We start from the raw sequence: 26222 nt of genomic DNA on the forward strand, positions 1-26222 counted from the left end.
CTGCTCCTACCGGATTAGCCCGCGAGAAACGCGGCAGCGGTAACACCGTCAACTTAACCATTACCGGCTGAATCACCACGAGCTTCAGCCATATAATCTCGATTATAATAATGAAAAACACTCTGCTGATAACATTTATTGGAGTAGCGGCATGCTCCGAGGAGCCAAAAAACACCCCCGAAACATCTCAAGATGCCTTACGGATAGAAGATGTCCGTAAGGTCATGGCGAAGAGTGAGGGTTGGACCACGACCTTTGTTTCGCGGGGAGGAGAATATGCAGGTATGGATTCGGACAGCTCAATCACTTTTTTTGATGATGGGAAGGTTTCAATGGTGGAATGCGGCGTAGCACCCGTGACCTACAATGGGACTTATACGATAGATGCAGATGGCGTAATAACACTCAAGCTCAAGACCTACCCCGGAAGTTGGCCACAGATGATTATTCGTGATGATTCGGGGAAGATTCTTTTGCATCGTTTAGATGGTGCCATAGGATTGGAGTTTGGTGGACGGGGAGGTGCCGTTGAGACGCCTGAGATGAAGCCATTTTGGCCTTTCGGGTTGAGCTCTGTATTGTGGCCTGAGCCGAATGAAGAAGATGATGTTGACAATCTTACTCCTGACTCGCTGCTGCCAGAATAAGAGATCGAACAAGGCGCTTCATCCGACCGTTAACCGCCCCACAGTTTGTCGCGAGTGAGAGGTATCGACCATTCCAGGTTTGTGGCGGTTGACCCGGCGGCGGTTGAGCTCTACGTTCGGCAATTATTATGAAGATGATATCACGGTTGTTCTCTAATCAGGCTATTAGCGTTCGCGACGGACAAGCAAGAGCACTGAAGGGGAAGGTTACTAATAAGCTATTAAATGATGTAGCATCGCTTTGCAGGCAGCATGAGATCGTCGAATGCGAGATATGGATAGATAATTCGGGGATGCTATCCTTTTCGCATGAGATCCCTGAAGAGCTCTATCAGAGATTCAGGAACACGATATCCATCAATATGCACTAATTTGCTGGGATATTCTTGCACCATTCCATGATAGACCAGATCGTTACATTGCCAGACCTGGTTGGGGCGAATGGTATTATGGTGGTTCGACGTCCCGAGATCGATTCGCAAAAATAATGGCCGAACAAGGCGCTTCATCCGACCGTTAACCGCCCCACAGTCTGCCGCGGGTGAGAGGTATCGACCATTTCAGGTTTGCGGCGGTTGACCCGGCGGCGGTTGAGCTCTACGTTCGGCAATAATAAGAATGCATGCATTGTGTTTCGTGTGTCCGTGTATGTTAGGCGAATGAGTTTTGGGGATGCTCGTTGTCTTCAGGTTTCGATGACGGATGTTCCTGCTGCCGCATTCGCCGTTGCTTGATCCCTCGATGGAGATGTGATGGTTGAGGCTGGTTTGATCCATGTTGCTCATCGGCTTTCCCCATAGTCGTTGGTCTGCGGTTTCTGGCTTCGATGCATGATATGCCAGGCTATCGCACATTTGCAGAGACGGTCGGGACTAATGGTTGGTGACGGTTTTGCGTGCATGCGGTGTTTGCAAGAATGTGGCCGAACAAGGCGCTTCATCCGACCGTTAACCGCCCCACAGTTTGCCGCGAATGAGAGGTATCGACCATTCTTGATTTTCGACTGTTGACCCACCGGCGGTTGAGCTCTACGTTCGGCCATAATAAGAATGCACGCATTGTGTTGCATGTTGTCGCGTTGGTTAGATGAATGGGTTATTGGTTGATCATGGTCATCAGGTTCGATGCCGGATGTTCCTGCTGCCGCGCTCGCTCTACCTTGATCCATCGATGTCGGTTTATAGATTGAGGGTGGTTTGATCCATGTTGCCCATCGGTTCTCTCCGTGATCGTTGCTCTGGTGTTTCCGGCTTCGGTCGACATGCCAGGCTAACGCACATGGCTAGATACGGTCGGTGTTAATGGTTGGACATCGGTTTGAGGTGCTGGTGATGGGTTATGAGAATAGTTGCCGAACAAGTCGCTGCATCCCCTATGAGGGTTGGCCAGTGAAAAGTGTATTTGTGGGGATAATTTTTTGAGTGATGTTACATGATGTTTGAAGGAAGAAAGTCAGTCATGGTCGCCGGGAGCCGAGAATGGGCCGGTGACGAGTTCGTCGGAGGCGACCAGAGATCATGACTGACTTTCTGGTTTTGTCCGTTAAACGGCGGGCCTGCGCAGGCGTTAGTCGGTGGCCTTTCCCTGCATGTTGTGGATCGCTCTGTGGATCCTTCTCCTATCCGTACGTCACTTGATTCGTTTTGAACCAGAGGTAAGTACAATGGACCTGTTTCGGTCCGCAGGGAAAGCGGGGGGAGTGACCACTCTAACCGTCGTGTCGCTCTTTGGGCGAGCAGACCAGATGCAGCTCCGATCGACTCCCCGCCACTTTCAAATTTTGCCATTGCGCAGCGTGTGGAACGAAATTGTTATATTCTATAATTTGTTAGTATCTTAAGCTGGGTTGTTATTTGGCTGTTGGTTCAGCGGGGATGAGCCCGAGGTTCTCAAGAGTGGTTTGACCGGTGTTGAGTCTCCAGAGGTCGACCATGAGCATGCGCGCACAGGCAACGACGGCCTTTTTTCGAACGGCGGCACTGATCTTGACGCCTTGGCCAAAGACGTAGGGGAACTTTTTGAACCCACGCCAATCCGGGTTCCAGATGTGAAGCCGCCAGACGGCTTCGACGAGCTGTTTGCGAATCCGTTTGTTGCCCCTCCGGTCGATACATCCGAAACGCTGGTTGGGCCCGGAGCTGTTCTCGCCGGGGCATAGCCCCGTGAAACTTGAAACCTGTTTCCGGTTTTTGAAGCGGTGCCAGTCGCCGATTTCGTTTTCAATGACGGCAAAGCTGAACTCTCCCAGGCCTTTGGCTTGTTGTTGCGCACTGCGGTTTTCCCTGGCTGTTTCATTCAGTTCGTAAATGCGTTTGTGCAGCGTCTGGATACATTGTTGGACCGGTTCGATCATCGTCAGCAGCCACGGGTTGTATTGTTCGAGGTCGGCTTTGAGCTTGATCCATTTGCGTGCTCCCCACCATCCTTCCGGGACATTGTAGAATCCGTGTTCGTGCATCAGGCTGCGCCCGTTGCCTGAGAGCATGTTGCGGTTTTTCTGGAGCTGCTGGTGTTGGCGGGAGACGGCGCGTTGCTCGCGCTGGGGGTCGGTTAGATCGCGCACGACCTTGAAGCGTTTCTTGTTGCCATTGTATTGGAAGTCCCAGAGTTCCTGGGCGAGGTTGTTGGCGTCGGACCTGTCGGTCTTGCGTTTGCCGTCGAGTTTCTTGGGGGCGACGATGATGGAGTGGACACCAAGTTCGAGTAATTCCCTGTGCAGGTAGGGACCGAAGCCGCAGGCTTCCTGGATAGAGTGTACGGTGTGGCCGAGGGTGATGAGTTCCCCGGCGAGCTTGATGAACAGCTGGCGGGTGAATTTACCGAGGTAGCGAGGAGAGCCGCCGTTGATCATGACGGAGAGGGCGACGCCCTTGAGTTCGACATCAATGCCGAAGTGGAAGAGAAGCGGACGGGTTCCATTTTTCTTGAGTTCTTTGGCGATGGAAGGAAACTGCTTGAGCGGACGGGTGTTGATTACGTATGTTTTCATTGCGAGAAAAGTTTGTACTAATGAGCGCCTGTCCGCGCTCTTGAAAACACTCATAGTCTCTGACCGTTAACCGTCCTCGACGCGCAGACTTTAAGAGCGAAAGACCTTTTTTGATTTATCACGGTTGACCCTACGGCGGTTGAGCTTTACGTTCGGCAATAATTATGGACAAACAGAACTGTAGATGTATCATGTCCACATGAACACGCAATATATTACTGATGATCGTGGCGATAAGCTAGCGGTGGTCATTCCTATCTCCGAGTATCAGGAGTTGATGGAAGACGTATCTGACCTTGTTTCGGTTGCTGAGCGGCGAGATGAGGAGACAGTATCGCTTGCTGACGTTAAGAAGAGCTTGATTGCAGATGGACTCCTACAAGGTTGAACTGACGAGGAGCGCGGAGAAAGATCTTCGCCGCATCGATAAGCGTTATATCCCCAAGATATTTGCCGTTATCGAGGGCTTCGAGGGTGAACCCCGTCCAGTTGGCAGTAAGAAGCTATCTGGCTCTGACCATACGTATAGGATACGCATTGGTGTTTACCGAGTGATTTATGAGATCGAGGATGATCGGTTGAAGGTTCTGGTCATTAAAGTTGGCCATCGGAAAGACGTGTATCAATAAATTTGGCCGAACAAGGCGAAGCATCCGACCGTTAACCGTCCTGAGTCCGAGACCGTTTTTAGTTAAAACCATGAATGATTTGCGGCTGTTTTACACGCGGCGGTTGTTCTCTACGCTCCAATAAAATGTATCCAAACTTGCTCGGCGTTATATCTACGATTCTGGCGTTCGTAGCCTTCTTCGTGGTCTACCGTGTTGCAGAGGACGCTTCGCAGAAGAAGCGGGTTCTTTTTACCACACTGGCATTGGTTGCGGCGATTCCCGGCGCAAGCTTTGCGGCATACTACGCACATGTCTTTCCGGAGCAATCTTGGTATTACCAGTTCCGCAGCATCGAGGGGACTGAGCTCCTAATTGTATTCCTTGGCGTCGCAGGAGGGTTGGTGGCCACGTTATTGCCACGGATACTTCTTGTCCTGCCGCTTCTCGGAGTGGCCGCGTTCTCTATGGCCCCAATCATGAAGCCGTTTATTGGCCCGATCTCGTCTGGGACGTTTCAGGATAAGTGGGATGGAGAGATATGCCTTCAGAGCACTCCATCTGACATCCCACGTGTTGCGGCATTGCTTCGCCACGCACTTATTTTTCTAACACGATCACACACTCAAGGTGACGTGTCTGGGGGAAGAGGTCGAAGGGCTGGACTTCCTTGAGTTGATAATCAGCTGTTAGAAACTCCTTGAGGTCGCGCATCTGGGTGGCGGGGTTGCAGGAGACGTAGACGACTTTGCCGGGGCCGAAGGCGAAGAGCTGGTCGAGGAATTCCTGGTTACAGCCCTTGCGTGGGGGATCGATGACAACGGCTGTTTCGCGGGCGGGAAAGGTGATGTCCTTGAAAATCGCCTCGGCGCTGGCGGCGAGGAAGGTGGTGTTGGTGATGCCGTTGAGGGAGGCGTTTTTCCGTGCCCAGTCGGCGGCCGTGTCACTGACTTCAACGCCGGCGACTTTTTCAAACCTGTGTGCCAGGCAGAGGGAGAAGAGGCCGGAGCCACAGTAGGCGTCGACCAGGTATCTGGCCCCACCCGAGGAGGCTTGCGCGGCGACGTAGCCGGTGAAGGCGGGCAGGATAAACGGATTGTTCTGGAAAAAATCGCCTGCCAGGAAGTTGAATGTCAGGTCGCCGTTTTCGGTGTTAACCGTTTCGCTGACGGGGTTGCGGTGGTTGGTCTCGACACGACCCTCGGTGGCGCGTAGCAGCAGGGTGGCGTCTTTTTTGTAGGCCCTGGAGTTGGCACGGGTTTGTTCACGGATGCGGGGCAGGGCGTCGTTGATCTCGGCCATGGCGATCGGGCAGTGCGGCACATCGACGAGGTGCGAGCGTTGTCCGGCCAGCAGAAACCCGATGTCGCCGATCTTGCCATCGCGTGGACGTTTGAAGTGCGGCGTGATCTTGGACCGGTAGCCCCATTGTTCGGGGGATGGGATGGCGGGGGACACGGTGGTTTTGACACCTGCCATGTGTTGCAGCAGTTCCTCGACCTGGCGGGTTTTCCACGCGAGCTGTTTCTCGTAGGAAAGATGCTGATACTGGCAGCCGCCGCATTTTCCGAACAATTCGCACCTGGGCTCGAGTCGGTCCGGTGACGGCTTGATGACTTTCACCAGGTCCGCCTGGCTATGGGATTTGTCGTTACGGAAGACGCGCGCGAGCACTTTCTCGCCGGGCAGGACGGAGGGGATGAACACCACCCACCCTTCGCCAAGGCTACGGGTGGCTGCGCCGTCATCTTTGGTTGCAGTGGAGGCTTCGTCATCAATACGCACCCGGGCGATTCCGACACCGAGATTACTCAGGGCGGAGATCTCCACCTCGATTTCCTGGTGGTAATCGAAGGGGTAAGCTTTGAACTTCTTGGGCTGGCGCATGCACACCGTTTAAGTTCCAATCTCCAAAAACCAAATACCAAATTAAGGATGCGGCTATTTTTTCTGCATGGAGGGTTTGCGGGGTCGTCGGATAGGGGGTAGATTGACGATGCTATGAAAACGATACTTTGTTTGGCTGTGTTGATGGTTTTTCCGGTGGCTGCGTCTGCCGGGGAGAAGGATGTCTGGTATGACGCCAATGGCAAGGTGGTGAAGGTGACACCGGCGGAGAAAAAGAAAAAGGTGTACGTGCCCGGCTGGAAAAAGCTGGAGCAAGAGCGCCTGGCGCGTATGGAGGCCCAGCGGCTCGACAGGTCGAGTTCAAGAAGTTCGGGTAGCTATGACTGGGACCCCTATGCCCCGTATTATCCGGCTTACGGATATTCCTACCGGCCGTATTACAGCCACGGCTGGAGTTGCAGGCCTACGTATCACCATGGCGGAGGTCATGGACATTCCTCGTTCCGCTTTAATGGCGGCTACCGTGGCAGCGGCTGGTCGGTGCGGGTGAGGTTTTAGATTTGGAGCGTGAGGGTTGCGTTCGCCCACTCACGCCATGCTGCCATGCTGACTTGCAGCCCTCCTCCTCCGTCGGGCTGATAAGATATCGTGCATTGCCTCCGCTTTCTCCCGAGTAGGCCTACTGTGCCCTGCCGTAGTCTTGTGCGAAGGAGGGCCTACGTTCCATTTCAGCGAAGCCGCACTTCATCTTCAATCCCGGCACTACGGATTTTTATTCGCCGGGAGCGAGCTGGTCCTCTTTTTTCGGCTGCTTCTCCGGGGCGTCAGGGGTGGCAGGGGCCGATGGCGGAGTGACCGCCACGCTGGGTGCGGTATCGGGGTTGTTCACAGGCTGGCTACCCGTGCCGATGGAGGAGTCCTTGCCTTCGGCGATCTGGTCGGCGGTGGGTAATTTCATATCGTCGGCCGGGGTCCTGAAGGGATTGGTGGGGTTGGTCTCGACCACAGGTGCCGGCGGCGGGGCCTGCTGCTGGACGACGGGTTGTTTCACCGGCTCGGGCGCGGGGTCCTCTTTTTTGGCACATGAGGAAAACGCGGCGACGAGGCCGGTGAGAAGCAGGAGCGTGGTGTGGTTTTTCATAACAACAATACCAGTTGGGGTCGTCGTGGGTGGTGTGTTGTACACTGATAAGCAGCCACGGCCCCGCTGGCAATGAAGAAAATGGACATGAAGAAAATGGGCAGGCGTTGAGAATGAGCCATGGTGGGTGGACAATGGCACAGGAGAACAGGCCGTCATGCGGCGAACCCACCACTTGTTGGGCTGGCTATGTTCTCAGCTGCTGGTCTGTCCACGCCATTACGTTCCGACAACACGGTTCATGACCGAGATGTGGCGGACGAGTTCGCGGGTTTCCTTTTGCCACTGGGCCATGGCCTTGCGCGACACCTCCACCTTGTCGGACACCGCCTGCTCGAGTTCCGAGTAGCTGTCGCTGAGGCGCTGGGAGAAATTGTGGAACATCTCGCTGGCTTTTTCACTGAGCGGGATGTCCGGCGCCATTGCCGCCATGCGCTCGGCCTGACGGCGTGCCTCACGCATTTCCGCGAGCAGGATTTTTTCATCGGGCACACGGCGCAGCCCGCTGGTGAGGCCGATTTTCGAAAGCGTCCAGATCATCCACTTGGTGGGGTCGAACTGCCACGGTTTGACACCATTCCGGTAGTCGTGCTGGAAGGCGTGGTGGTAGTTGTGGTAGCCCTCGCCGCAGGTGAATAGCGCCATGATGGCGGAGTCACGCGCGGTGTTGTCGGTGTTGTAGGGACGTTTACCGATGGTGTGGCAGAGTGAATTGATAAAGAAGGTGCAGTGCTGGACCACCACGATGCGGAGGATGCCAGCGAGCAGGAAGCCACCGAGAGCGTAGTGCCATACGGGGTTGACCATATAGGCGATGACGGTGGGAACAACGAGGCCGAGGACAAAGCCGATACCGTGCACATACTTGTCCTGCCACACGACGAGTTTGTCCTTGAGCAGGTCATTGACATTCTGGACAGGTTGCTCGGGCCTGATTTTGAAGATGAGCCAACCGATGTGGGCCCACATGAAACCTTTGGAAATATCATACGGGTCATCGTCGTGGTCGACGTGTTTGTGGTGCGTGCGGTGATCGGACGACCAGTCGAGGCAGGAGTTTTCAAAAGCACAGGCGCCAAAGAGGAGCGTGGTGAGTTTGACCGGCCACCTGGCTTTGAAGGCGAGGTGGGAAAACAGACGGTGGTAGCCGAGGGTGATACTCATGGTGGTGGCCGTCGCGTAGAAGAAAAACATGCCGAACTGGAACCAGTCGATACCGAAGTGGTAGAGGTAAACAGGCACGGCGATGAGTGCGGTGAGAGCGGTGACAAGCAGGAAAATGCTGGTGATCCAGTTGACGCGGTGGAAGGGAATCTTGTTGAACATAGAGTTGAAGAAAAGTGCCGTCTGCGGGTGGTAAGTGTTTGTGATGGATAGGAAGGGGTGGGGTTCCTTGGGGAAGTGAGGGTCTTTACACAAGACCGGGGGCGAAGTCAAGCTCGGACCCGGCCCGGGCCGAGTCCATGGCTGTGCCCGGCCCATTGCAGGACGCACCTTAAAGCCTGCGTTTCCAGAGGGTTACCAGCGAAACCGTCCACTGGAACTTTCTGGCGGTTTCCCGGATCAAAAAAGGCTCGTCAGCGCGGCTTATGAGTTCAAACGCCGGCGTGAGTCGGTTTTCAAGCCAGTCAAAGGTGTCGCCGTCGGGCTGCCGGTCAGGAGGGGTAAACGCATCGAGCCAGGTGCACGGTGTGGCCAGCACCAGGTAGCCGCCGGGTTTGACGAGGCCGGGAAGGCGGCATAGCAGTTTTTCCGGCTCGGGGAGGCGACAGATTAAATTGGCGGCATGGACGCGGTCGAAGCGCCCCAGATCATCAGGCAGGTTCATGGCATCGCCGCAGAGGAACCGGCAATGTTCGGGCCGGGCATCCTTGGGCACCCTCGCCGTGGCCTGCACGGTCCGGTTTCCCGTTTCGCGCAGCGGGTAGTCGATGGCACCATGGTCCCGGAGACGGGTTGCGGCATTGATGAAACTGGCGGAAAAATCGATCCCGGTGACCTGGGCCGCCGATTTGCTGAGTTCAAAGCTTGAACGACCCACCGCGCAGCCGAGATCGAGTGCCCGCTCACACTCGCCGGGCGGAAAACGGTCGACCGTCCGCACGGGAAAACCGATCGCCTCGCTCGGACCAAAACCCCAGGGCATGAGTTGCTCGTCGGTGCCGTAATGCATCAGGAGATACTCGCTGAGAAGCTGGTCGGACTCGTAGGACATGCGGACAAGCTGTAGGAGCTAGGATGGAAGATGCAAGTTGGAAGATGGATGTTGGAGGATGGGGGAGGTGGGTTGCCGGGTGTCCGGAGGCATGAACCTGTTGATTCCCGCCCTGCCCGGGGACCGGGCGCAGCGGGATGGTTACTGGCGGTTTTATAGGAAATCGGCGGCAAACAGGGGCGGGTTCAGGGTGCGGTCACTTTGATGCGCATGAAGGTGTGGTCGCCGAGGTCTGTGCCGACGGTGACCATTTCCCCGTCCGTCCCGTCGGGAGTCCGGCTGAGCTCGGTGGTGGTGGCGTTGGATGAGCTGCCGCTGCCCAGGCTGTATGTCGAGCCGTCCTGCCAATGGACGAGGTCATCGCTCACCTGGACGATGATCGTCACTCCGTCGGCAATCAACGACCGGCGGAAGGTCAGCTTCGCCTGTGTCGATGTGGTTGCCAGGGTGGGGTGGGCGGTGGTTCCCGTGGCGTAGTCGATCAGGTCCGGCAGGCCGTTCTGGTTCGTGTCCGCCTCAGGGTCGCTTGAGCCGAGGGTGGTGGTGGACCAGCTGGCCCAATTCCATGGTGTGGTAAAGCTGTAGCTGTTCGACGTCGTGGCGCCGGAAGCATTGGTTGATGTCGCCCGGAAATGGTAGGTGGTGTTAGGGTTGAGTCCGGCGACGGTGGCAAGGGCGAGCTGGGGTGAGGTGCCGCTGCTCGCGGGCAGACTGACGGTGCTGCCGAAGCTGGTGCTGGTGCCATACTCCAGAGTGGAGGAGGTGGTGAGGTTGGCGGCGTTGATTTTAACCCGGAGGTCGGCTGAGGTGGCTCCGATGTTAGAGGGCTGCAGCGCGGTGGTAGTGGGTGCCGGAAATGTCACCGGTGTCAGAAGAAAGGTGTGGGTATTGAACGTGTTGTCCGCGCCTCCGTCCGCGTGGCCGGTGGCGATGATGTGGCCTGCGTCGTTGACAGCGATGGCGCGGTCGAGGATGAAGTCGAAGTTGTCGACCAGCAGTTCATTGAGGTCCTCGGCCACCCAGGTGTTGCCGTCCTGCCACCAGCGCACCGCACTGGTTTCCGTTGTGTTTGTGGATTGATGCGCTTCACCCACGAGGATGTCGTGGTCGTTGATATCGGCGATGCTGCCGGTGTCCGGCGATGCCTGGGACGGGTAGGGAAGGGTCACCACCGCGCTGCCGGACTCACTGAAAAAGGGGTGGTGGATTCTCGGCGTTTCCCAGATCGTGATCATCCCTGCGACGTGGCCGTGATTGTTAATCACCGAGGGGGCGATGTAATGGCTGTAGGGGTAATCAAACACAAAGTCGGTAAATGTGCCCCCGGAAGCGCGCCGGAAGGGGTGGCTGGCGGAGGTCTCCGACCAATTGCCGGTGATTTCACCGTGGTCATTCATGTCCCTCGGGTCGGCACGGTGGGCGGTCGGGGTGAGATCGAGATGCTCGCCGGTGGTGGTATCGCGGAGATAGAGGTGGGAGTCGTAGTCGAGCGATGAGCTGCCGCTGCCCGCGATGGTCGAGTAGCCCATGACCTGCCCAAGCACGTTGGCGGCCCGCACCGCGCTCTGTTTGACGTTTCCCGAGTAGAAGTGATTGTCCCTCCCGTCCCAGATCCAGTATGACCAGTAGTAGGTTCCCCACGGCTCGATGTTGGTTTGCGTGGCGGAGACGACGTAGGAGCCGAGGGTGCCACGGTTTCCCGTGACCAGCCCGATGCCGTTGGAGCATACCGGGGTGAAATCGGTGGAGGCGGCGGTCGGTTTCACCGGCACATAGCGGTCGAAATGCGGTAGTGCCGCCAGTTGGGCGGGCGTCCAGCCGGTGATGTTGGTGAGTGTGTATTCTTCCGGCGCGGCGGCATGCAGCAGTGCGGGAAAGAGGGCGGTGAGCAGGAGCTGTTTCATAACATGGACAATGGTTCAGATGGAAAAAAGACGATCCGTCAGGGGATCAAGGAAAAGAGGCTGCGCGCCAGGACAAGCGGGTGGGCGCGGTTCAAAAAATCCCTTTTCGGATCAAAAGAGCAGGACTGTTCCCCGACGGCAATCACGGGGAAGCTCGAGGGGCCCCCCGGACAGAAGGGCCGGGACGCGGCATACGTGTGCCGGATACTTGCATGGCACCATGGCACTCAACGGGGAGATCTCCATGGGATGGGAAGGCAGCGTAAGTGTGTCGCCGGCCCTCTGCGTGTCCAGCGCCGACGGTTGGGAAAAAGAAAACCGGTGGTCGGGATGGTCCGGTGCGTCGGCCGCCTGACAGAGCAGGATCCTCTCCAGGGCATTGTGCTGATGGACCCCGGACTGGTTGGAATGGACCAGTGACACATGGATGCCATCCTGTGAAACATCACAACGCAGCTCGTGGTCGGAGCCGTTTTGGGCGACCAGTAAGGCCGCCGACAAGAGGGTGGGCAGTTGCATGACGACGATGACAAAAACAGCCATCCACCTTGTCCACTTCGTGTTCAATCGGGTCAGATGTCCCCGTTTCCTGCCACCACGCCCCCTGGCACCTCCCGTGGGAGATGGCTGGAAGTGACTGACGCAGAGTGACATGGGTATCTGCGACAGGTACCATTACTTCTTGGGCGCGTCAATGGGTAAAAATTCTAACACCAATCAATTCACTTGTGCTTTAGCCGCCATTACACTTCGTTCATCTCCGGCATGACGGGGGAGAGCAATGATATCGGACAACAGCAACGGACCTTCGGCCTGGAGCTGGTCCGGTCGGTGCCCCAGGGTTTCATCGAGACGGCGGGCTCGACCTTTGCGATGTATGTGGCGATCACCGTGTTTGGTGCGCCGGTGTGGATGAAGATGGTGATTGCCGGCGCGGCAAGCGTCGGTCTGCTGCTAAGCCTGTTCACCGTGCAGATTGTCCGCAGGCTCGGATGCTCGGTGAATGCGGCCTCGGTGTTTGTCTGGTGCGCGTCGGCGCTTGGTTTTGCGATGTCGGCGATGGCGGGCGACTCGCTCGATCTGTATCTGGCCGGAATCTGCCTGTCGGCTGTGATGTTGACTGTGGGCTCGCCGTTGATTTCCCAGATATATCGCAAACATTATTCCAACCGCGTCAGGGGAAAACTGTTTTCCTACGCAGGCGTGGTCCGCGCCATGACGGGGGCGGTTGCGGGTATCGGCGTTGGTATTTGGCTGGCCCGACAAGGCGGGGATTACCACGGACTGTTCTGGTTTTACGCGGCCTGCTGTCTGGTGATGGCCGGGTGTGTGTTTGCCATGGCGCGAGTGAGGCTCAGGAAGACCCAACGCCTCAAATTGTTTGATGCCTTCCAGCATGTCTCCCAGGACAGGGCATTTCGCAAACTGCTGATTTGCTGGATGTTGTTAGGTATGGGAAACCTGCTCAGCTTTGCACTTTTCGTGGAGTATATCAGTAACCCGGTCTACGGCTTCGAACTGACCGCTGACAAGGCCGGGCTGATTACCAGCACCATCCCGATGCTGGTATTCATCGTCTGTATCGTGCCGTGGGGTATGGTGTTTGACCGTTTGCCGTTTTACCGCGTCAGGATCATGGTGAACGTCTTTTTCTTTATCGGCATTTTGATTTTCTACCTGGGGGGCAGCTACTTTGCCTTGTGTCTGGGCATGGTGTTCCATGCTGTTGGCCGGTCAGGTGGCAACATCCTGTGGAGCCTGTGGGTGACCCGCTTTGCGACCGAGGAAAATGTCGGCGAATACATGAGTGTGCACAGTAGCCTCACGGGTGTACGCGGGGTGCTGGCGCCGGTGATCGCCTTTAGTGTGGCTGGATGGTTGGGGCCGGGTGCGGTCGCCATCGGGGGAGCCGCATTGATCCTGGTATCATCACTACTACTCATCCCAGAGCTGAAGGCGGAAGCGCGCCAAGCGAGGTAGCGAAGGTTTTGCGTCCTTCGTTGGTTAACGCTTCGATACCCCTTGCATCGACGAAGCGTGTAAACTCTTCGCTACGCCTGATAGATCAGCCGTAAGAGTTCAACCTCCCCTTCGGTGCCGAGTTGGTTGATTTCATGGAGCGTTGTTTCCCAAGCAGGAATCACAAGGCCCTCCATTTCAATCTGTCGCCTGTCGCGGGGGAATTCATCCGCCGGGAGGACACGCTCCGACAGATGAAAACAGGCCCAGGCGCGCCAGCTGCGCAATTTACTGTTAGGTCCGCTCATCCGACTGGCGAGGTGTTGGTAGTGTCGGGTGGGATTGCCCATAAAGCCATCCTCGTGCCGTCGGGTGAAAATCCAGACCTTGGCTTGATAGGGGAGCGGCCACTGGATGACGACGGGGTCGTCCGCCTCCATTGCCACGCCCATCGCATGGTTGAGCTGAAGCAGGGCCTGGGCGGGTTTTCCCTCCAGCCACAACGACTGCGCACAGGTGAGCGCGGCGAGGTAGTAGTCCCCCCGGCCGCCGTTCTCCCGGACCGCTCGTGCCTCGGCAGGGCGAACGACATCGGGGGACGGCGGTAAAAACGGGCAGCTCTCGCGACCATCGATGTGTTGATATTGGGCCATGGCTTTAGTCGTTGAGGCTGCGGGCGTCTGCCATGTTTTCTGAAAAACTGATGATCATGGGTCGACAGCACACCTCGCAGTCGTAGTCCACCTCACACGGGCATTCATCCGCCGGCGGCAGGGCGACCTCAAACACTTCAAAACACGACGGACAGGTGACGGACGTTGTTTCCACACACCCAATCTGGGATCCATTACGGGACTCGTCAACCCACGAAGCAAGTGGTTCTGTTTCAAGATCCAGGTTGTCGTATCCATCGCTCATCAAACACCTCGTCCTCAGGGGAGCAAAGCCGGGGCAACGCTGGCTTATTCTAAGGGGGTGTCATCAATTGAAATAAATAGAGAACGCTTCCCGTAAAACCCATTAGAACAATGAAAATACTAACTACGCTATTATGGATCACGGGAGCACCTACCCTATTGATTGGTGCGGAATTACATGTCGCTGTCAACGGCGATGACACCCATGACGGAGCTCCATCCAAACCCCTCAAAACCATCTCGGCGGCGGCAAAAGTCGCACAGCCCGGCGATGTCATCACCGTCCACGCCGGTGTCTATCGCGAGCGCGTCAGCCCGCCACGCGGCGGAGAATCGGCGGACAAGCGCATCGTCTATCAGGCGGCCGCAGGCGAAAAGGTCGTCATCACCGGCTCGGAAATCATCAAGGGATGGGAAAAGGCGGACAACGACACCTGGAAGGTCACCATCCCGAACAGCTTCTTCGGCGAATTCAATCCGTACAGCGACCTCATACGTGGCGACTGGTTCAATGCAAAAGGCCGCGACCATCATACCGGCGCGGTCTATCTCGACGGCCACTGGCTGACCGAGGCCGCCAAGCTCGAGGAGGTTCTCAAACCCGCCGGCACCACCCCCTTGTGGAGCTGCCGGGTGGACGCGAACAACACCACGATCTGGGCGCAGTTTAAAAACACGGACCCTAACAAAGCCACGGTGGAGATCAATGTCCGCCGCACCGTGTTCACCCCCGAGAAAACTGGGATCAACTACATCACCGTCCGCGGTTTCGACCTCCGCAACGCCGCCACCAACTGGGCACCCCCGTCCGCCGGGCAGTTCGGCATTGTCTCCGCCTACTGGAACAAGGGGTGGATCATCGAGGACAACGAAGTCAGTTACTCGAAATGCACCGGCATCGCACTCGGCAAGTACGGCGATGAATTCGACAACACCAACAAGAAGGGACTCGCCGACCCCTACACCGAATGCGTCCGCCGCGCACTCAAGAACGGCTGGAACAAGGAGAGCGTCGGCAGCCACACCGTCCGCAACAACCACATCCACCACTGCGAGCAGGCCGGCATCGTCGGCAGCCTGGGTGCGGCGTTCAGCACGATTGTCGGCAACGAGGTTCACGACATCCATGTGCAGCGCCTGTTCAGCGGCGCCGAAATGGCCGGCATCAAGCTGCACGCGGCCATCGACGTGCTCATCCGCGGAAACCACATCCACCACACCGTCCGGGGCCTGTGGCTGGACTGGATGGCACAGGGCACCCGCGTCACCGCCAACCTGTTCCACCACAACGGCCCCTCGCAGGACCTCTTTGTCGAGGTCAACCACGGGCCGTTTCTGGTCGATAACAACATGCTTCTCTCCTCCGCTTCCCTTCTGGACCTGTCGGAGGGAGGTGCCTATGCCCACAACATCATCGCGGGCAGCATCAATGTGCGCATCGGCGAGGGACGGGCAACCCCCTACCACCACCCCCACTCCACCGCCTTCAAGGGCGTCGCCATAATAGACGGCGGCGACATCCGGTTCTACAACAACATCTTCGGCTCCCGGGCCAACGTGGCGCTGTATGACCCCGCGCCCCAACCCGTGAACATGGCGGGCAATGTGTTTCTCAAGGGCGCCAAACCCTCCAAACACGAGTCGGCACCGCTGGTCCTCCCCAAGTTCGACCCCGCCATCAAGTTGCTGACAAAAGCGGACGGCCACTACCTGGAAATCACCCTCGACAAGAGCTGGGCGACAGGCCGGACACGCCGGCTTGTTACAACAGAATTGTTAGGAAAGGTCAGGCTTGCGGACGTTCCCTTCGTGCAGCCCGATTCCTCACCCTACCGGCTCGACACTGATTACCTGGGCAACAAGCGGCAGGAAAACAATCCGTTCCCCGGCCCGTTCGAGATCTCGGCGGACGGCAAACAAAGCATCAAAGTATGGCCGCTCGCCAAACCGGTGTCACCCGCCACGGGCGACCATTGAAGCCGGCCATGCCAAGGGAAATCATTCCCACGGTATGATGCAATGATGCTCTACGCCTTGCCTCCAAGCGGTCTGTCCGGAGGCAAGGCATGAGCTGCCTCAAGGGGCCTGCCGCACCTGATCCGGTACCCCACGGGTGCTATAATAAATCGTTAGAATTATAATCGCGTAATGACACATTTTCTGTGAGTATGCGAGCGAGCTGATGAACGCTCACTCCCATATGCCTACTGAACTTGACCCTAAAATGCTTTGGTTTATCGCGGGCCTTGCAATGATACTGCTTGAATTCGTCGCGCCCGGCGTGGTGATCGTTTTCTTCGGAATCGGTGCCTGGGTCGTTGCCATCGGAATGTGGCTGGGCCTCATCGACTCGGTGCCCGCGCAGTGCCTGACTTTCGCGGTTTCCTCGCTGGTGCTGCTCTTTGCCCTGCGCCGCTACGTAACCAGCTGGTTCGTGGGTGGCTCATCCAATGGAAGCGACAATATCGAGGACGAATTCGTCGGCAAGACAGTCCGTGTCGTGCGCACTATCGGTGGGGGCGAACATACCGGCAAAGTCGAACTCAAGGGCGCCGAATGGAATGCCCGTAGCAGTGAGGAACTTCTGCCCGGACGCTTTGCCACCGTCATCAAACGCGAGGGGCTCGAACTCATCGTCAAACCTAACAAGTAACGGAAGGATTTTTTTCAACCAACAACAACCCAACCCATACCATGGAATACATCGTATCAATCGGACTCGTCATACTCGTCGTAGTCACCCTCGTAAAAACGGCACGCATCGTGCCGCAACGCCAGGCATTCGTCATCGAGCGCCTCGGTAAGTACAGTCGCACCCTCACTGCGGGTTTCCACATCCTTTTGCCCTTCATCGACCGGGTTGCCTACAAGCACTCGCTCAAGGAGGTCGCCATCGACGTGCCCTCCCAGATGTGTATCACCCGCGATAACATCGCCATTGAAATCGATGGTGTGCTTTACATGCAGGTGCTGGATGCCCAGAAGGCCAGTTACGGAATCGAGAACTACCACTTTGCCTCGGCCCAGCTGGCCCAGACCACGCTTCGTTCGGAAATTGGTAAACTCGAACTCGATAAAACCTTCGAGGAGCGCGATACCATCAACGCCAACATCATCGATGCCCTCGACAAGGCATCCGAGCCATGGGGACTGAAGATCACGCGTTACGAGATCGCCAATATCACCCCGCCCAAGTCGGTGCAGGATGCCCTGGAAAAACAGATGCGTGCCGAACGTGAGCGCCGGTCACAAATCGCCCTCTCCGAGGGTGAGCGTGAGGCCGCCATCAACGTCGCCGAAGGTCACAAACAACAGGTGATCAAGGAGTCCGAGGCGCAGAAACTCCGCCAGATCAACGAGGCCGAGGGTAAGGCGCAGGAGATCACCCTGCTGGCAACCGCCACCGCTGAAGGCTTGCGTAACATCGCCCTGGCCATCAACGAGCCAGGCGGCTCGGACGCAGTCAACCTCCGTATTGCGGAGCAGTATGTCAAGGAGTTCGGTAACCTCGCCAAGGAAACCAACACCATGATCATACCTAACAACCTCGCTGACATCGGCGGCACGGTCGCCTCGCTCGGCAAGATGCTGAGCCAGACGAAAATTTCCTAACAAACGAAGGGACGCAAGTCCTTCCACTACCACAAACAACAAACGGCAGGGCTTCTTGTGTGGACCCTGTCGTTTGTGGTGGGCTAGGCTCGGGCTTCCTTGTTAGGCAAGGGTGATTGGCGAGTGATGAGTGATGATTATCGAAGGTCGAGGTTTGCTTGGTCTGATACTTCATCAATCAACAATCGCTATTCGACATTCGACATTCGACATTCATCCATCAATTTCACGGCATCCTCTTTATGGTTGGCACACAGACGTGTCGTACGCTTAATTCAAGCCATGGCAGAATCCGCATCCGATTGGAACCAACGATACCTCCAGGGCGACACCCCCTGGGACAAAGGCGAGGCTGCACCCGCACTCGCTGAGCTTCTTGAAAACGGCGACTTTTCTAACAATATGAAGGTGCTCGTTCCCGGTTGTGGTTATGGCCACGATGTGGCAGCGATTGCAAAGGCCGGCTGTAAGGCGGTGGGGCTTGATATCTCTGAATCAGCAGTCGCCGGCGCCAAACTGGCAAACCCGGGAGAGGGAATCAGCTATGTGGTGGCCGATTTCTTTTATCCCGTCAACGGGGAGGAAGGTCGTTATGATGCCATCTGGGAGCATACCTGCTTCTGTGCCATCCAGCCCGGGCAGCGTGATGCCTACGTGGATGCCGCATACCGCTTGCTCAAGCCCGGCGGTGTCTTGTTTGGTGTGTTTTTTGCTTTTTCCGACGAACCGGATGCGGACGGGCCGCCGTTTAAAACAGATATCGAGACGATCCATCATCATTTTGTCCGCCGCTTCACACTTGGATGGGAGCGGAGGCCGGCGCGCGCGTTTCCCACTCGGGAAGGGCAGGAGTGGCTGATGTGCTGGCGTCGCCGATGAAACGGCACCCGGTGCAAGGACCGTAGCGCAAGGATCGGTGTTGAATGTCCAGCTGTCCGGGTGTAGGGTGTCCACCTTGTCCGTGATACGAATCCTGTCCATGCTTCTGTTTGCCGCCATGCTGGTGGGCTGCGAGCACCGTGCACCCATGCCAAGGCCTGTCGGAGCGGGGCCGGTGTCTCCTGAGGGGTCGGCGAAGTTTGAATGGGTGGCTAGCTATAGGAAGGGGGATACCAACTTTGAACAGGTCAAGAACCAGATCAGGGAAGGGGATGTGATCGCCTTTTGGATGACCCGTAAGGAGGCCAGGACCGGTCTGTTTAACGTAAGGATGGGTGCCCTGGCGTATCTCACCCTGGATTACGGTCACTCGGCGATTGTGGTCAGACTTCCGGGCAGGAAACCGCCGCTGCGGCTTTTTTCGTGTCTGCCACAGATAGGCTCTCATTTCAGTGCTGGCCTGGACGAGCTGAAGGAAAAGAAATTCATGGTGTTCCGCCTCGACCGTTGGGACGAAATGGATGCAGAGCGGTTGCGTGAGTTTGCCCGTATCGCCCGTAAGAAATCGGACCAGGGTTTTGCCTATGATTACCTCGCTGCCTGCGGTATCTGGAACAATGATCTGAAGCCACGGGAACAACATGAGATTCAAGGGTCATATACCTGCTCGACATCGGTGGCTGCGGCTCTGCATTATGCCGGCTTCGACATGGCCAATGTGAAAAAACGCAGCATGTTCCAGCTGGTCAGTCCGAAAAAGGTATTTACCAGCAAGGGGCGCATCATGCGTTCAACGCGGGCGTCTGATGCAGGTAAGTGAGGGACCGGATGATAACACCCGTTTGACGAATCATGGGTTCATCGTTGCAACCCTTTCTGCCTTAGTGTAGGAGGTGCTCCACTGTCGTGATCCGTAATTTACTACTGCTGTCGTTTGCGCCGCTTCTCCTAAGCTGCCATCCTAGCTTGCGATGCAATCTTGGCCCGCCACGCTGGATCAAACCTACCAAGGCCGAGGTGGCGGCCTGTGCCCTGCCCAAGGGAAAACGTGCCAGGTTTGACCTCATCGCCGGCCACACGAAGGGGGACAGCGGGTTAAACGATGTGTGCAAGGTCATCCAGGAGGGCGACCTGGTTGCCTTTCGGATGACGGACAAGGAAAAGCGTGACGAGCTGCTCCATGGCAACATCAAGGCCGTGAGCTACCTGATGATGCAGTACGCGCATCTGTCCATTGCCGTCAAAGACCCGGATAACCCCAGGGCCTTGCGCCTCTACACCAGCCAGGGCGCGCGCGGCCCTAACATTCTGGATACCCTGGACGAACTCGCCCACCATTCCTTCGATGTCTACAGACTCGACCGATGGAAGCAGCTCGACATGGTGAGGTTACGCGAGTTTGTGCACCGCTCCATCAACAAGAAAAACAAGATCTTTTCCTATAATTTTGTTGGCATGGTGGGTATCTGGAGTAACTGCCTCGAACCTCACACCCCCAGTGAAATAGGTGATGACTACCTTTGCTCGACGGCGGTTGCGGCGGCATTGCACTATTCAGGTTTGGATTTAGACGCAGTGCGCTGTTGTGAGGCATTGAATATGGTCAGTCCATTACGGGTGGTCAGCAGCACCGGCCGGATCATGCCCCGCCGCGAAATGCTGGCACCCAACCACCGGGAAAGTTGCCAGACCGGCCAGGATTGACAGCGGCCGAAAAAATGACCGCTGCGGATAGAAATTGCATCCCGTCTATGGCTGTGGTGCAATGCCGTCGGAAAATCACCCTCGTCTAACGTTGTCAAAAAACCGCACATGGAATGCTGGTTGTGGAGCGGCTCTTGTCGTAGCCACCTGTCTGGCTGTGCAGGGGTGTCACACCTTGCCGCCGCCGGTGGAAAAAATCCCGTCACCTGCCATGGCTGCACCGGATCACGGCCCCTTGGCCGGGGTGTCGGAAAAAGTACGCCATCGGACGGGATGGCGCCATGATGGTCTACTGCCCATTACGGGAAACAAGGAGGCGCTTGAGTATCGGCTCGCCATGATCGACAGTTCGCGCAGCTCGCTGGATATCCAGATGTTTTTCTGGATGAAAGACCTGGCTGGCAGCGTGTTGCTTGAGCGTGTGTTTCAAGCCGCCGACCGCGGCGTGCGCGTGCGTCTGCTGCTCGATGACCTGGTTCTTGGACTTACTTTCAAGGATAAGGAGTTAGCTGCGATCAATTCCCACCCTAACATCGAAGTGAGGATCTATAACCCCTTTCACCGACGCGGGGGGCTGCTCATGAGATCCTTGGAAATGCTCGCCAACCACGAGGAGAAAAACCAGCGTATGCACAACAAGGCGATTATCGCGGATAACACCCTGGCGATTCTCAGCGGTCGGAATGTTGGTTCACATTGTTTTGGCTACGGGAAAAAATACAACCTGGTCGACCTCGGAGTCATCATGACGGGCCCCGTGGTCAGCGAGATCAGCCGGAGTTTTGACCGTTATTGGAACTGCGGGGCGAGCTACAGTGTCGAGGCCTTTCCCCGGCTCGCACTGGATGACTTTCGTTTGCAATCCAATACCATCATCAAAAGGATGCACAGCCGCTTGCCCCGTGCTTTCCCAACCCAGAAGCAGAACTGGTCACATCTGCTGACGCGCCTCCATCGAGGGATGCACAAGGGGCATGCCGAGTATCTGGCGGATGCCCCGGAAATCTCCAGCACCTCGCGCCCGGTCCTGGAGGCCACCATCCGGATGGCTGCAAAAAGCCAGCATGACCTCATTCTGGTGACCCCATACATCGTGCCCGACCGGAGGGTGGTCGACATGATCAGCTCGGTGCGAAAACGAGGTGTCAGGGTGCGGCTGCTGCTGCCTTCGATCGGCTCTAACAACCACCCCATCGTGCATAATCAATACCAGAAATACCGTAAGCTACTGCTGGCTCTCGGTGTGGAAATCTATGAGTTCAAGCACCGTCCTGGACCGTCAGCGTTGCAATACCTCAATGAAGGGTCTAACAAAACACGCAAGGTGGGATTGCACTCAAAGGCGGTGGTGGTCGATTCCAGGTATTGCTACATCGGGACGCTGAATTTTGATGGTCGGGCAATCTTTGTAAACACCGAGGAGGGTGTGTGTGTTGACAGCCCACCCTTGGCACGCGTATTGCGGCAGACGATGGAGGAATTGATGCTTCCGGAAAACGCGTGGCGACTCACCGTCGACAAGCGGGGGAGGTTCCTCTGGGTATCGGGAAAGGAGACACGACGGAGCGAGCCCACCCTGAACGTTCTGCAAGCCACGCTGGAAACCATCCTGAGGCCGTTCCATGTGAGGATTCCCGCGTTTCCTGACCAACAGGTCTACCGGGCATGGCCCTAGCTGCCGTCGGGTGCCGAGTAGTTCGCGGTCCAGTAGTCACCTGAGCGCGCGATCCCTACACGGGTGTATCTTTTGTTCATCATGTTGGTTCTGTGACCCTTGCTGTCCCACCACATCTGAAAAACCGTCCGGGCGTCACGGGCCATGGCTAGATTCTCGGCGGAGTGCGATAGCGGGTATCCATGACGCGCCATTCGAGCCTGGAAATGACAGCCGTCCAAACCCTTGTGGGCGAAATACCGGTGTGTTGCCATCGAGTCCGAGTGATCTTTCGCCGCCAGAACGAGTCGGGGGTCGATGGTGAGCTGGGGACTACGTTTTTTCTCCGGGCTTCATTCATCAGGCGAAGCAGCTCCGAGGAGCCCTCATCGGCAAGCGACGGCTGCGGTGCCGGCACGGGTGCGGTCGGCACGGGTATAGCCGAGGATGAGCCACAGGCGCAGACCAGGGCAGCCACGAGGCCGGAGAGCGGATATCTAACACAGGGGTGCATCATCAGGCCTTGGCTTTTCTGACGGCGGCTATTTTTCTGATCAGGAAAACCAAACCGACAACCGCGACCAGTAGCAAGGGAATCCCGATCACTGGACGGTAGAAAATCCATGCGATGGCAATGGTGATCAGCGAAAGCGGGGCGGCGAGCAGGAAGGCGACAATACCTGTGCCCACGCCGACAATATCGCCGGCGATGGGTAATACGTCTGCAACCACCGAAAAGGGTTTGAACACCAGACTGAAGCCGATGAACATCACCACAAAACCGACAACCCGCAGAATCCAGGTGAGCATTTTATTGCTTTCCCGGGCACTGGTAAACATGGAGTCCGCTGTGTGGTTGCCGATCTGGAGCATGTTGATGCTAGTGCCGGCGTTCCCTTTGAACGGGCTAAAGCTGTTGCCGTTCTGCTGGGCGATCACACTGACATCGGTGGGCATGGCGATCGTGAATGATACCTTGACGTCACCGATGGCGGGAGACGCCGGGTTTTTCCCCAGGTAAAACTGGCCGCTGTTGAACCGGACTTCACGGCCATCGATCGGAGCGATGCCTTCCTGGGGTTGGCTCGCGGAGAAGGGCGTGAAATTCTCAATCTGGCGAACCAGTTCGTCGCTCAGGGTGTAGGCGCCGACGGTGATCGGCGTGGCTGACCACGACTGTGAGCTCAGCGAGGTCGACGGGTTGTTATGTCCGTCGGGTTTTTTAAACTGGCCTGAGTCGATCCTCCCTTCGGCCCAGACTTTATCGTAGGTGTAGGTGGTGGTCTTTTCCTCCTTGCCGCCGAGTTTTTTTGATGTGGAGCTCTTGGCGTTTTCCTTCCACTGGTACATTTCCACCTTCCGCCTGAGTTTCAGGGCCTCGGCGGTGACACCGAATTTTTCGTCGATGAGCGCCCCCTGTGTCGTTGCCTTGCCACTGATGTGGACCAGCTTGCCTTCGTTGCCCTTGTCAACGGTAGCCGCATTGACCGACAGGCACTCCTTGGCACCCTGGTCGAGGTCCTTGCGGGTTTTGACGGCCCTGCCCTCGTTCCAGAAAAGAACCGGAAAGGCGATGATGATCATGATGATACCCACGAGGATACCTTTGATGGAACTTCCAATCCGGCTAAACCAGCCGGTGGTGACTGTTTCGGTAAAACTATCAGACATACCTGATGCTAAACGATGACACCCATGCATAGCAACCTGAAAACTCCCGGTGGCTCGGTCAGGGTTTTCGGAAAATTGCCATGTGGCGGTCAACCGACTTCGAAGGGGCGTCGCTGAGTTTCCTGGAATACCGGTTTTTTTCTGTGCAGACCAGTTCGGCACCAAGACCCTGGATGGCATCCAGCGCGAGCCGATGCTCACGGTCAAAGTAGGAGGTGATCACTAACAGCCCGTCGTCATCGAGCCGATGCAGCGCCTCATCATAGATCCTGGTCCACGTGCTATCACCATTCCAGAAGTTCTGATGCCGCATGAAGGCGATATCGAAGCCGTCGGACAGCTGCGTGAGATCCGATAACCTCGCTGCATCCTGGACGAGAAAATCAGTGGTCGTCTTGTCCGGAAGCCTTTTCCAACGCTCGGTAGCCTCGCCGATTTCCCGTGCCCGGATGTCGACACCCGTCAGCTGGACCTGGTCCGCATTTTTGCCAAACACATCGGCGAGTACCCCGGTTTCGTCCGCCCTGCCACAGGCCAGATTGAGCAGCTGCATGACTTCTACCTGGGAGGATGGTTGTTTGAGCCCCGACTTGGCCAGCGTCTCGGAAAGAAACCGCCTGAGTCGGGCCAGATCCTGATGGGTATGCGGATTGGAGAAAGTGGCCATGGGGGGGAGGAACTTGATGAAAAGGCCACCTCTTGAAAACTGAAAAATAGCACAAAGATGGATCCTCCACTTGAAATAATCCGGCTCACGGCTCGTATTAGGGGGTAATGAAACAAAATATCAAACGATGCCTTGCCTCCTGTGTGGCAGCGGCTTTTACCATGGCCGCCCTGCAAGCAGAGGACAAGGCGGGTGCGCAGGGTGAGTGGATCCAGCTGTTCAATGGCAAGGACCTTACCGGCTGGACCCCCAAGTTCAAAGGGCACGACCTCGGGGTGAATTATAAAAACACCTTCATGGTCAAAGACGGCCTGCTGACGGTGAATTATGATAACTATGAAAAGTGGGATAAGAATTTTGGCCACCTGTTCTACAAGGATGAATTCTCCCACTACATCCTGCGCGCCGAGTACCGCTTTATCGGCGACCAGGTCAAGGGCGGCCCCGGCTGGGCGTTCCGCAACAACGGCCTGATGATCCATGGCCAGACGGCGGCCAGTATGGGCAAGGACCAGGATTTTCCCAATTCCATCGAGGTGCAGCTACTCGGCGGCCACCCTAACGGAAAAGGCGATCGTCCAACACTTAACCTCTGCACGCCTGGAACCCATGTCTATTTTGAAGGCAAACTCGATAAGCGCCATTGTATCAATTCAACCTCGCCAACCTTCCACGGCGACCAATGGGTGACGGTTGAAATCGAGGTCCAGGGCGGTGATGTGATTCGCCATAAAGTCGGTGGCAAGGTGGTGATGGAATACAAAATGCCCCAGCTCGACGACGGCACCGTGCTCGAAAAGGGCACGATCTCCATCCAGGCCGAAAGCCATCCAACCCAGTTCCGCAAGATTGAGGTGAAGGTTTTGAAGGAATAACCAGGCCCGTTTTACAGATTGCATGCCTTGGGCCTTGTGTTATAAGGATACGCTATGAAAATGAATGCAACTGTTATGTTAGGTGTCGTGGGCGCGCTCGCGTCATCGTCGTTTGCCGGTGACAAAGTGGATATTCCGTTGCCCGAGGAAAAACCGGCGTATGAATGGAGTAAGTTTGCCCTGGGCATCTCCTATGTGTACCAGCAACAGGACTACAGGCTAACAGGAGCCGATTTCACCTTGCCCGTCGGTGTGGTCCTGCCACCCATGTTTCCTCTCGATGAGAGGGCGGTGACCGATATTGAAAACACGGCAGACACGATGGTGCTTAAGTTTTCCTACACCCCTTATCCCTTTGTTACCTTCTTTGCCATTGGTGGCCGGGTCGATGGCACCGTGGATGTCAGTCTGGTGGCTCCCATCGGTGATGTCTCGGTCGACTATGATGGCTGGGTCTATGGTGGCGGGATGACCCTTTCCTACGCCTACAAACATTACTTCGCCTCCCTGACCGGGTCCTATACCTTCGCCTCGCTGGATGAGGCGGAAATCGATACCTTGGTCATTTTACCCAAGGTCGGTGTTTTTAACGAAAAAGGAGCCCTCTGGGTTGGTGCACAGTACCAGCGCACCGAACACACACAGGCAGGGAACATCAACCTCTCGTTAGGGGGACCGTCATTCCCGGTCAGCTTCAACGTGGACCTTGAGGACCAGGACAACTGGAACTTTCTAGTCGGTGGCCGGTGGAACTTTACGGACGACCTCTCCATAACCGCTGAAGTCGGGTTTGCCGACCGGAAGCAACTTCTGGTTTACCTGGAAAAAACCTTCTAAGTAAAACTGCGTAAATCAACATGAATGCGCCATTCCTTGGGGGATGGCGCGTTATATTTTTCGGTATTTTGGACTGGTGGAAAGTTTGGTTAGGT

General features: G+C 56.5%; 27 protein-coding genes. 15 read left to right on the top strand and 12 right to left on the bottom strand.

The features are described 5' to 3' along the window. Positions 1-110 precede the first annotated feature (110 nt). The gene (locus H7A51_13940; GenBank protein MCP5537318.1) at positions 111-647 is read left to right on the top strand and encodes a hypothetical protein; all 537 of its coding nucleotides are present in this window, start codon (positions 111-113) and stop codon (positions 645-647) included. Between the two features lie 128 nt (positions 648-775). Next, on the top strand, positions 776-1018 hold the full coding sequence (locus tag H7A51_13945; protein MCP5537319.1) for a DUF3634 family protein: 243 nt from the start codon (positions 776-778) through the stop codon (positions 1016-1018). 1478 nt (positions 1019-2496) lie between these two features. Here the strand turns inward: H7A51_13945 and H7A51_13950 are convergent. Next, positions 2497-3636 (bottom strand): IS110 family transposase, encoded by a 1140-nt coding sequence (locus tag H7A51_13950; GenBank protein MCP5537320.1) that lies wholly within the window; start codon positions 3634-3636, stop codon positions 2497-2499. 184 nt (positions 3637-3820) lie between these two features. On the opposite strand from H7A51_13950, the gene H7A51_13955 reads away from it, so the two are divergent. Next, positions 3821-4024, top strand: coding sequence for a hypothetical protein (locus H7A51_13955; GenBank protein MCP5537321.1), 204 nt, complete (start codon positions 3821-3823; stop codon positions 4022-4024). Further along, a complete protein-coding gene (locus H7A51_13960; protein ID MCP5537322.1) occupies positions 4005-4265 on the top strand; it encodes a type II toxin-antitoxin system RelE/ParE family toxin in 261 nt (86 codons plus the stop codon). Before H7A51_13955 ends, H7A51_13960 begins: the two co-directional genes overlap by 20 nt. A gap of 579 nt (positions 4266-4844) precedes the next feature. On the opposite strand, the gene H7A51_13965 is transcribed toward H7A51_13960, so the two are convergent. Next, positions 4845-6131, bottom strand: coding sequence for a class I SAM-dependent RNA methyltransferase (locus H7A51_13965; GenBank protein ID MCP5537323.1), 1287 nt, complete (start codon positions 6129-6131; stop codon positions 4845-4847). 114 nt (positions 6132-6245) lie between these two features. Between H7A51_13965 and H7A51_13970 the strand changes: the two genes are divergently transcribed. After that, positions 6246-6650: a hypothetical protein gene (locus tag H7A51_13970; protein MCP5537324.1), complete on the top strand. Its 405-nt coding sequence runs from the start codon at positions 6246-6248 to the stop codon at positions 6648-6650. 214 nt (positions 6651-6864) lie between these two features. On the opposite strand, the gene H7A51_13975 is transcribed toward H7A51_13970, so the two are convergent. From H7A51_13975 to H7A51_13995, 5 genes are all read right to left on the bottom strand, one after another. Then, on the bottom strand, positions 6865-7233 hold the full coding sequence (locus H7A51_13975; protein MCP5537325.1) for a hypothetical protein: 369 nt from the start codon (positions 7231-7233) through the stop codon (positions 6865-6867). A 219-nt stretch (positions 7234-7452) separates the two neighbouring features. Continuing rightward, positions 7453-8559: a fatty acid desaturase gene (locus H7A51_13980; GenBank protein MCP5537326.1), complete on the bottom strand. Its 1107-nt coding sequence runs from the start codon at positions 8557-8559 to the stop codon at positions 7453-7455. Positions 8560-8728: 169 nt separating this feature from the next. Continuing rightward, a complete protein-coding gene (locus H7A51_13985) occupies positions 8729-9448 on the bottom strand; it encodes a putative 4-mercaptohistidine N1-methyltransferase (GenBank protein MCP5537327.1) in 720 nt (239 codons plus the stop codon). Between the two features lie 185 nt (positions 9449-9633). Continuing rightward, entirely contained in the window at positions 9634-11352 is a 1719-nt protein-coding gene (locus tag H7A51_13990) for a fibronectin type III domain-containing protein (protein ID MCP5537328.1), read from the bottom strand. Between the two features lie 111 nt (positions 11353-11463). Next, positions 11464-12006, bottom strand: coding sequence for a hypothetical protein (locus H7A51_13995; protein ID MCP5537329.1), 543 nt, complete (start codon positions 12004-12006; stop codon positions 11464-11466). A gap of 111 nt (positions 12007-12117) precedes the next feature. On the opposite strand from H7A51_13995, the gene H7A51_14000 reads away from it, so the two are divergent. Continuing rightward, a complete protein-coding gene (locus tag H7A51_14000; protein MCP5537330.1) occupies positions 12118-13332 on the top strand; it encodes an MFS transporter in 1215 nt (404 codons plus the stop codon). 71 nt (positions 13333-13403) lie between these two features. Here H7A51_14000 and H7A51_14005 read toward each other — a convergent pair whose 3' ends face one another. Further along, entirely contained in the window at positions 13404-13964 is a 561-nt protein-coding gene (locus H7A51_14005; protein MCP5537331.1) for a hypothetical protein, read from the bottom strand. Between the two features lie 4 nt (positions 13965-13968). Then, a complete protein-coding gene (locus H7A51_14010) occupies positions 13969-14229 on the bottom strand; it encodes a hypothetical protein (GenBank protein MCP5537332.1) in 261 nt (86 codons plus the stop codon). 110 nt (positions 14230-14339) lie between these two features. Between H7A51_14010 and H7A51_14015 the strand changes: the two genes are divergently transcribed. The 7 genes from H7A51_14015 to H7A51_14045 all read left to right on the top strand — a co-directional run bounded on the left by H7A51_14015 (position 14340) and on the right by H7A51_14045 (position 22098). Then, complete coding sequence (locus H7A51_14015; GenBank protein MCP5537333.1) at positions 14340-16205, top strand: right-handed parallel beta-helix repeat-containing protein; 1866 nt, start codon at positions 14340-14342, stop codon at positions 16203-16205. A 223-nt stretch (positions 16206-16428) separates the two neighbouring features. Then, entirely contained in the window at positions 16429-16881 is a 453-nt protein-coding gene (locus tag H7A51_14020; protein MCP5537334.1) for an NfeD family protein, read from the top strand. Positions 16882-16922: 41 nt separating this feature from the next. Further along, complete coding sequence (locus tag H7A51_14025; GenBank protein MCP5537335.1) at positions 16923-17840, top strand: paraslipin; 918 nt, start codon at positions 16923-16925, stop codon at positions 17838-17840. Positions 17841-18122: 282 nt separating this feature from the next. Continuing rightward, complete coding sequence (locus H7A51_14030) at positions 18123-18719, top strand: methyltransferase domain-containing protein (protein MCP5537336.1); 597 nt, start codon at positions 18123-18125, stop codon at positions 18717-18719. A gap of 82 nt (positions 18720-18801) precedes the next feature. Beyond that, positions 18802-19539, top strand: coding sequence for a hypothetical protein (locus H7A51_14035; protein MCP5537337.1), 738 nt, complete (start codon positions 18802-18804; stop codon positions 19537-19539). Between the two features lie 146 nt (positions 19540-19685). Continuing rightward, positions 19686-20423 (top strand): hypothetical protein, encoded by a 738-nt coding sequence (locus H7A51_14040; GenBank protein ID MCP5537338.1) that lies wholly within the window; start codon positions 19686-19688, stop codon positions 20421-20423. Between the two features lie 91 nt (positions 20424-20514). After that, positions 20515-22098, top strand: coding sequence for a phospholipase D family protein (locus tag H7A51_14045; protein ID MCP5537339.1), 1584 nt, complete (start codon positions 20515-20517; stop codon positions 22096-22098). Here H7A51_14045 and H7A51_14050 read toward each other — a convergent pair. The 3 genes from H7A51_14050 to H7A51_14060 form a co-directional block, all read right to left on the bottom strand. Then, positions 22095-22397: a CAP domain-containing protein gene (locus H7A51_14050; GenBank protein MCP5537340.1), complete on the bottom strand. Its 303-nt coding sequence runs from the start codon at positions 22395-22397 to the stop codon at positions 22095-22097. The two genes, H7A51_14045 and H7A51_14050, sit on opposite strands and share 4 nt — an antisense overlap. A 196-nt stretch (positions 22398-22593) precedes the next feature. Further along, positions 22594-23748 (bottom strand): TMEM43 family protein, encoded by a 1155-nt coding sequence (locus H7A51_14055; protein ID MCP5537341.1) that lies wholly within the window; start codon positions 23746-23748, stop codon positions 22594-22596. Positions 23749-23806: 58 nt separating this feature from the next. Continuing rightward, positions 23807-24415, bottom strand: coding sequence for a methyltransferase domain-containing protein (locus H7A51_14060; protein ID MCP5537342.1), 609 nt, complete (start codon positions 24413-24415; stop codon positions 23807-23809). A 107-nt stretch (positions 24416-24522) separates the two neighbouring features. Here H7A51_14060 and H7A51_14065 point away from each other — a divergent pair, with 107 nt between their 5' ends. Both H7A51_14065 and H7A51_14070 read left to right on the top strand, forming a co-directional pair. Continuing rightward, positions 24523-25290 carry a DUF1080 domain-containing protein gene (locus tag H7A51_14065; GenBank protein MCP5537343.1) on the top strand — a complete coding sequence of 256 codons (768 nt, stop codon included), beginning with the start codon at positions 24523-24525 and terminating at the stop codon, positions 25288-25290. A gap of 54 nt (positions 25291-25344) precedes the next feature. Beyond that, entirely contained in the window at positions 25345-26127 is a 783-nt protein-coding gene (locus H7A51_14070) for a hypothetical protein (protein ID MCP5537344.1), read from the top strand. The last annotated feature ends 95 nt before the right edge of the window (positions 26128-26222 follow it).

Source organism: Akkermansiaceae bacterium (assembly GCA_024233115.1).
Classification (GTDB): Bacteria; Verrucomicrobiota; Verrucomicrobiia; order Verrucomicrobiales; family Akkermansiaceae; genus Oceaniferula.

Coding starts and splice junctions, on each gene's coding strand:
- H7A51_13940 (MCP5537318.1), top strand. CDS start 111: ATGAAAAACACTCTGCTGATAACATTTATTGGAGTAGCGGCATGCTCC.
- H7A51_13945 (MCP5537319.1), top strand. CDS start 776: ATGAAGATGATATCACGGTTGTTCTCTAATCAGGCTATTAGCGTTCGC.
- H7A51_13950 (MCP5537320.1), bottom strand. CDS start 3,636: ATGAAAACATACGTAATCAACACCCGTCCGCTCAAGCAGTTTCCTTCC.
- H7A51_13955 (MCP5537321.1), top strand. CDS start 3,821: ATGTATCATGTCCACATGAACACGCAATATATTACTGATGATCGTGGC.
- H7A51_13960 (MCP5537322.1), top strand. CDS start 4,005: ATGGACTCCTACAAGGTTGAACTGACGAGGAGCGCGGAGAAAGATCTT.
- H7A51_13965 (MCP5537323.1), bottom strand. CDS start 6,131: ATGCGCCAGCCCAAGAAGTTCAAAGCTTACCCCTTCGATTACCACCAG.
- H7A51_13970 (MCP5537324.1), top strand. CDS start 6,246: ATGAAAACGATACTTTGTTTGGCTGTGTTGATGGTTTTTCCGGTGGCT.
- H7A51_13975 (MCP5537325.1), bottom strand. CDS start 7,233: ATGAAAAACCACACCACGCTCCTGCTTCTCACCGGCCTCGTCGCCGCG.
- H7A51_13980 (MCP5537326.1), bottom strand. CDS start 8,559: ATGTTCAACAAGATTCCCTTCCACCGCGTCAACTGGATCACCAGCATT.
- H7A51_13985 (MCP5537327.1), bottom strand. CDS start 9,448: ATGTCCTACGAGTCCGACCAGCTTCTCAGCGAGTATCTCCTGATGCAT.
- H7A51_13990 (MCP5537328.1), bottom strand. CDS start 11,352: ATGAAACAGCTCCTGCTCACCGCCCTCTTTCCCGCACTGCTGCATGCC.
- H7A51_13995 (MCP5537329.1), bottom strand. CDS start 12,006: ATGTCACTCTGCGTCAGTCACTTCCAGCCATCTCCCACGGGAGGTGCC.
- H7A51_14000 (MCP5537330.1), top strand. CDS start 12,118: ATGACGGGGGAGAGCAATGATATCGGACAACAGCAACGGACCTTCGGC.
- H7A51_14005 (MCP5537331.1), bottom strand. CDS start 13,964: ATGGCCCAATATCAACACATCGATGGTCGCGAGAGCTGCCCGTTTTTA.
- H7A51_14010 (MCP5537332.1), bottom strand. CDS start 14,229: ATGAGCGATGGATACGACAACCTGGATCTTGAAACAGAACCACTTGCT.
- H7A51_14015 (MCP5537333.1), top strand. CDS start 14,340: ATGAAAATACTAACTACGCTATTATGGATCACGGGAGCACCTACCCTA.
- H7A51_14020 (MCP5537334.1), top strand. CDS start 16,429: ATGCCTACTGAACTTGACCCTAAAATGCTTTGGTTTATCGCGGGCCTT.
- H7A51_14025 (MCP5537335.1), top strand. CDS start 16,923: ATGGAATACATCGTATCAATCGGACTCGTCATACTCGTCGTAGTCACC.
- H7A51_14030 (MCP5537336.1), top strand. CDS start 18,123: ATGGCAGAATCCGCATCCGATTGGAACCAACGATACCTCCAGGGCGAC.
- H7A51_14055 (MCP5537341.1), bottom strand. CDS start 23,748: ATGTCTGATAGTTTTACCGAAACAGTCACCACCGGCTGGTTTAGCCGG.
- H7A51_14060 (MCP5537342.1), bottom strand. CDS start 24,415: ATGGCCACTTTCTCCAATCCGCATACCCATCAGGATCTGGCCCGACTC.
- H7A51_14065 (MCP5537343.1), top strand. CDS start 24,523: ATGAAACAAAATATCAAACGATGCCTTGCCTCCTGTGTGGCAGCGGCT.
- H7A51_14070 (MCP5537344.1), top strand. CDS start 25,345: ATGAAAATGAATGCAACTGTTATGTTAGGTGTCGTGGGCGCGCTCGCG.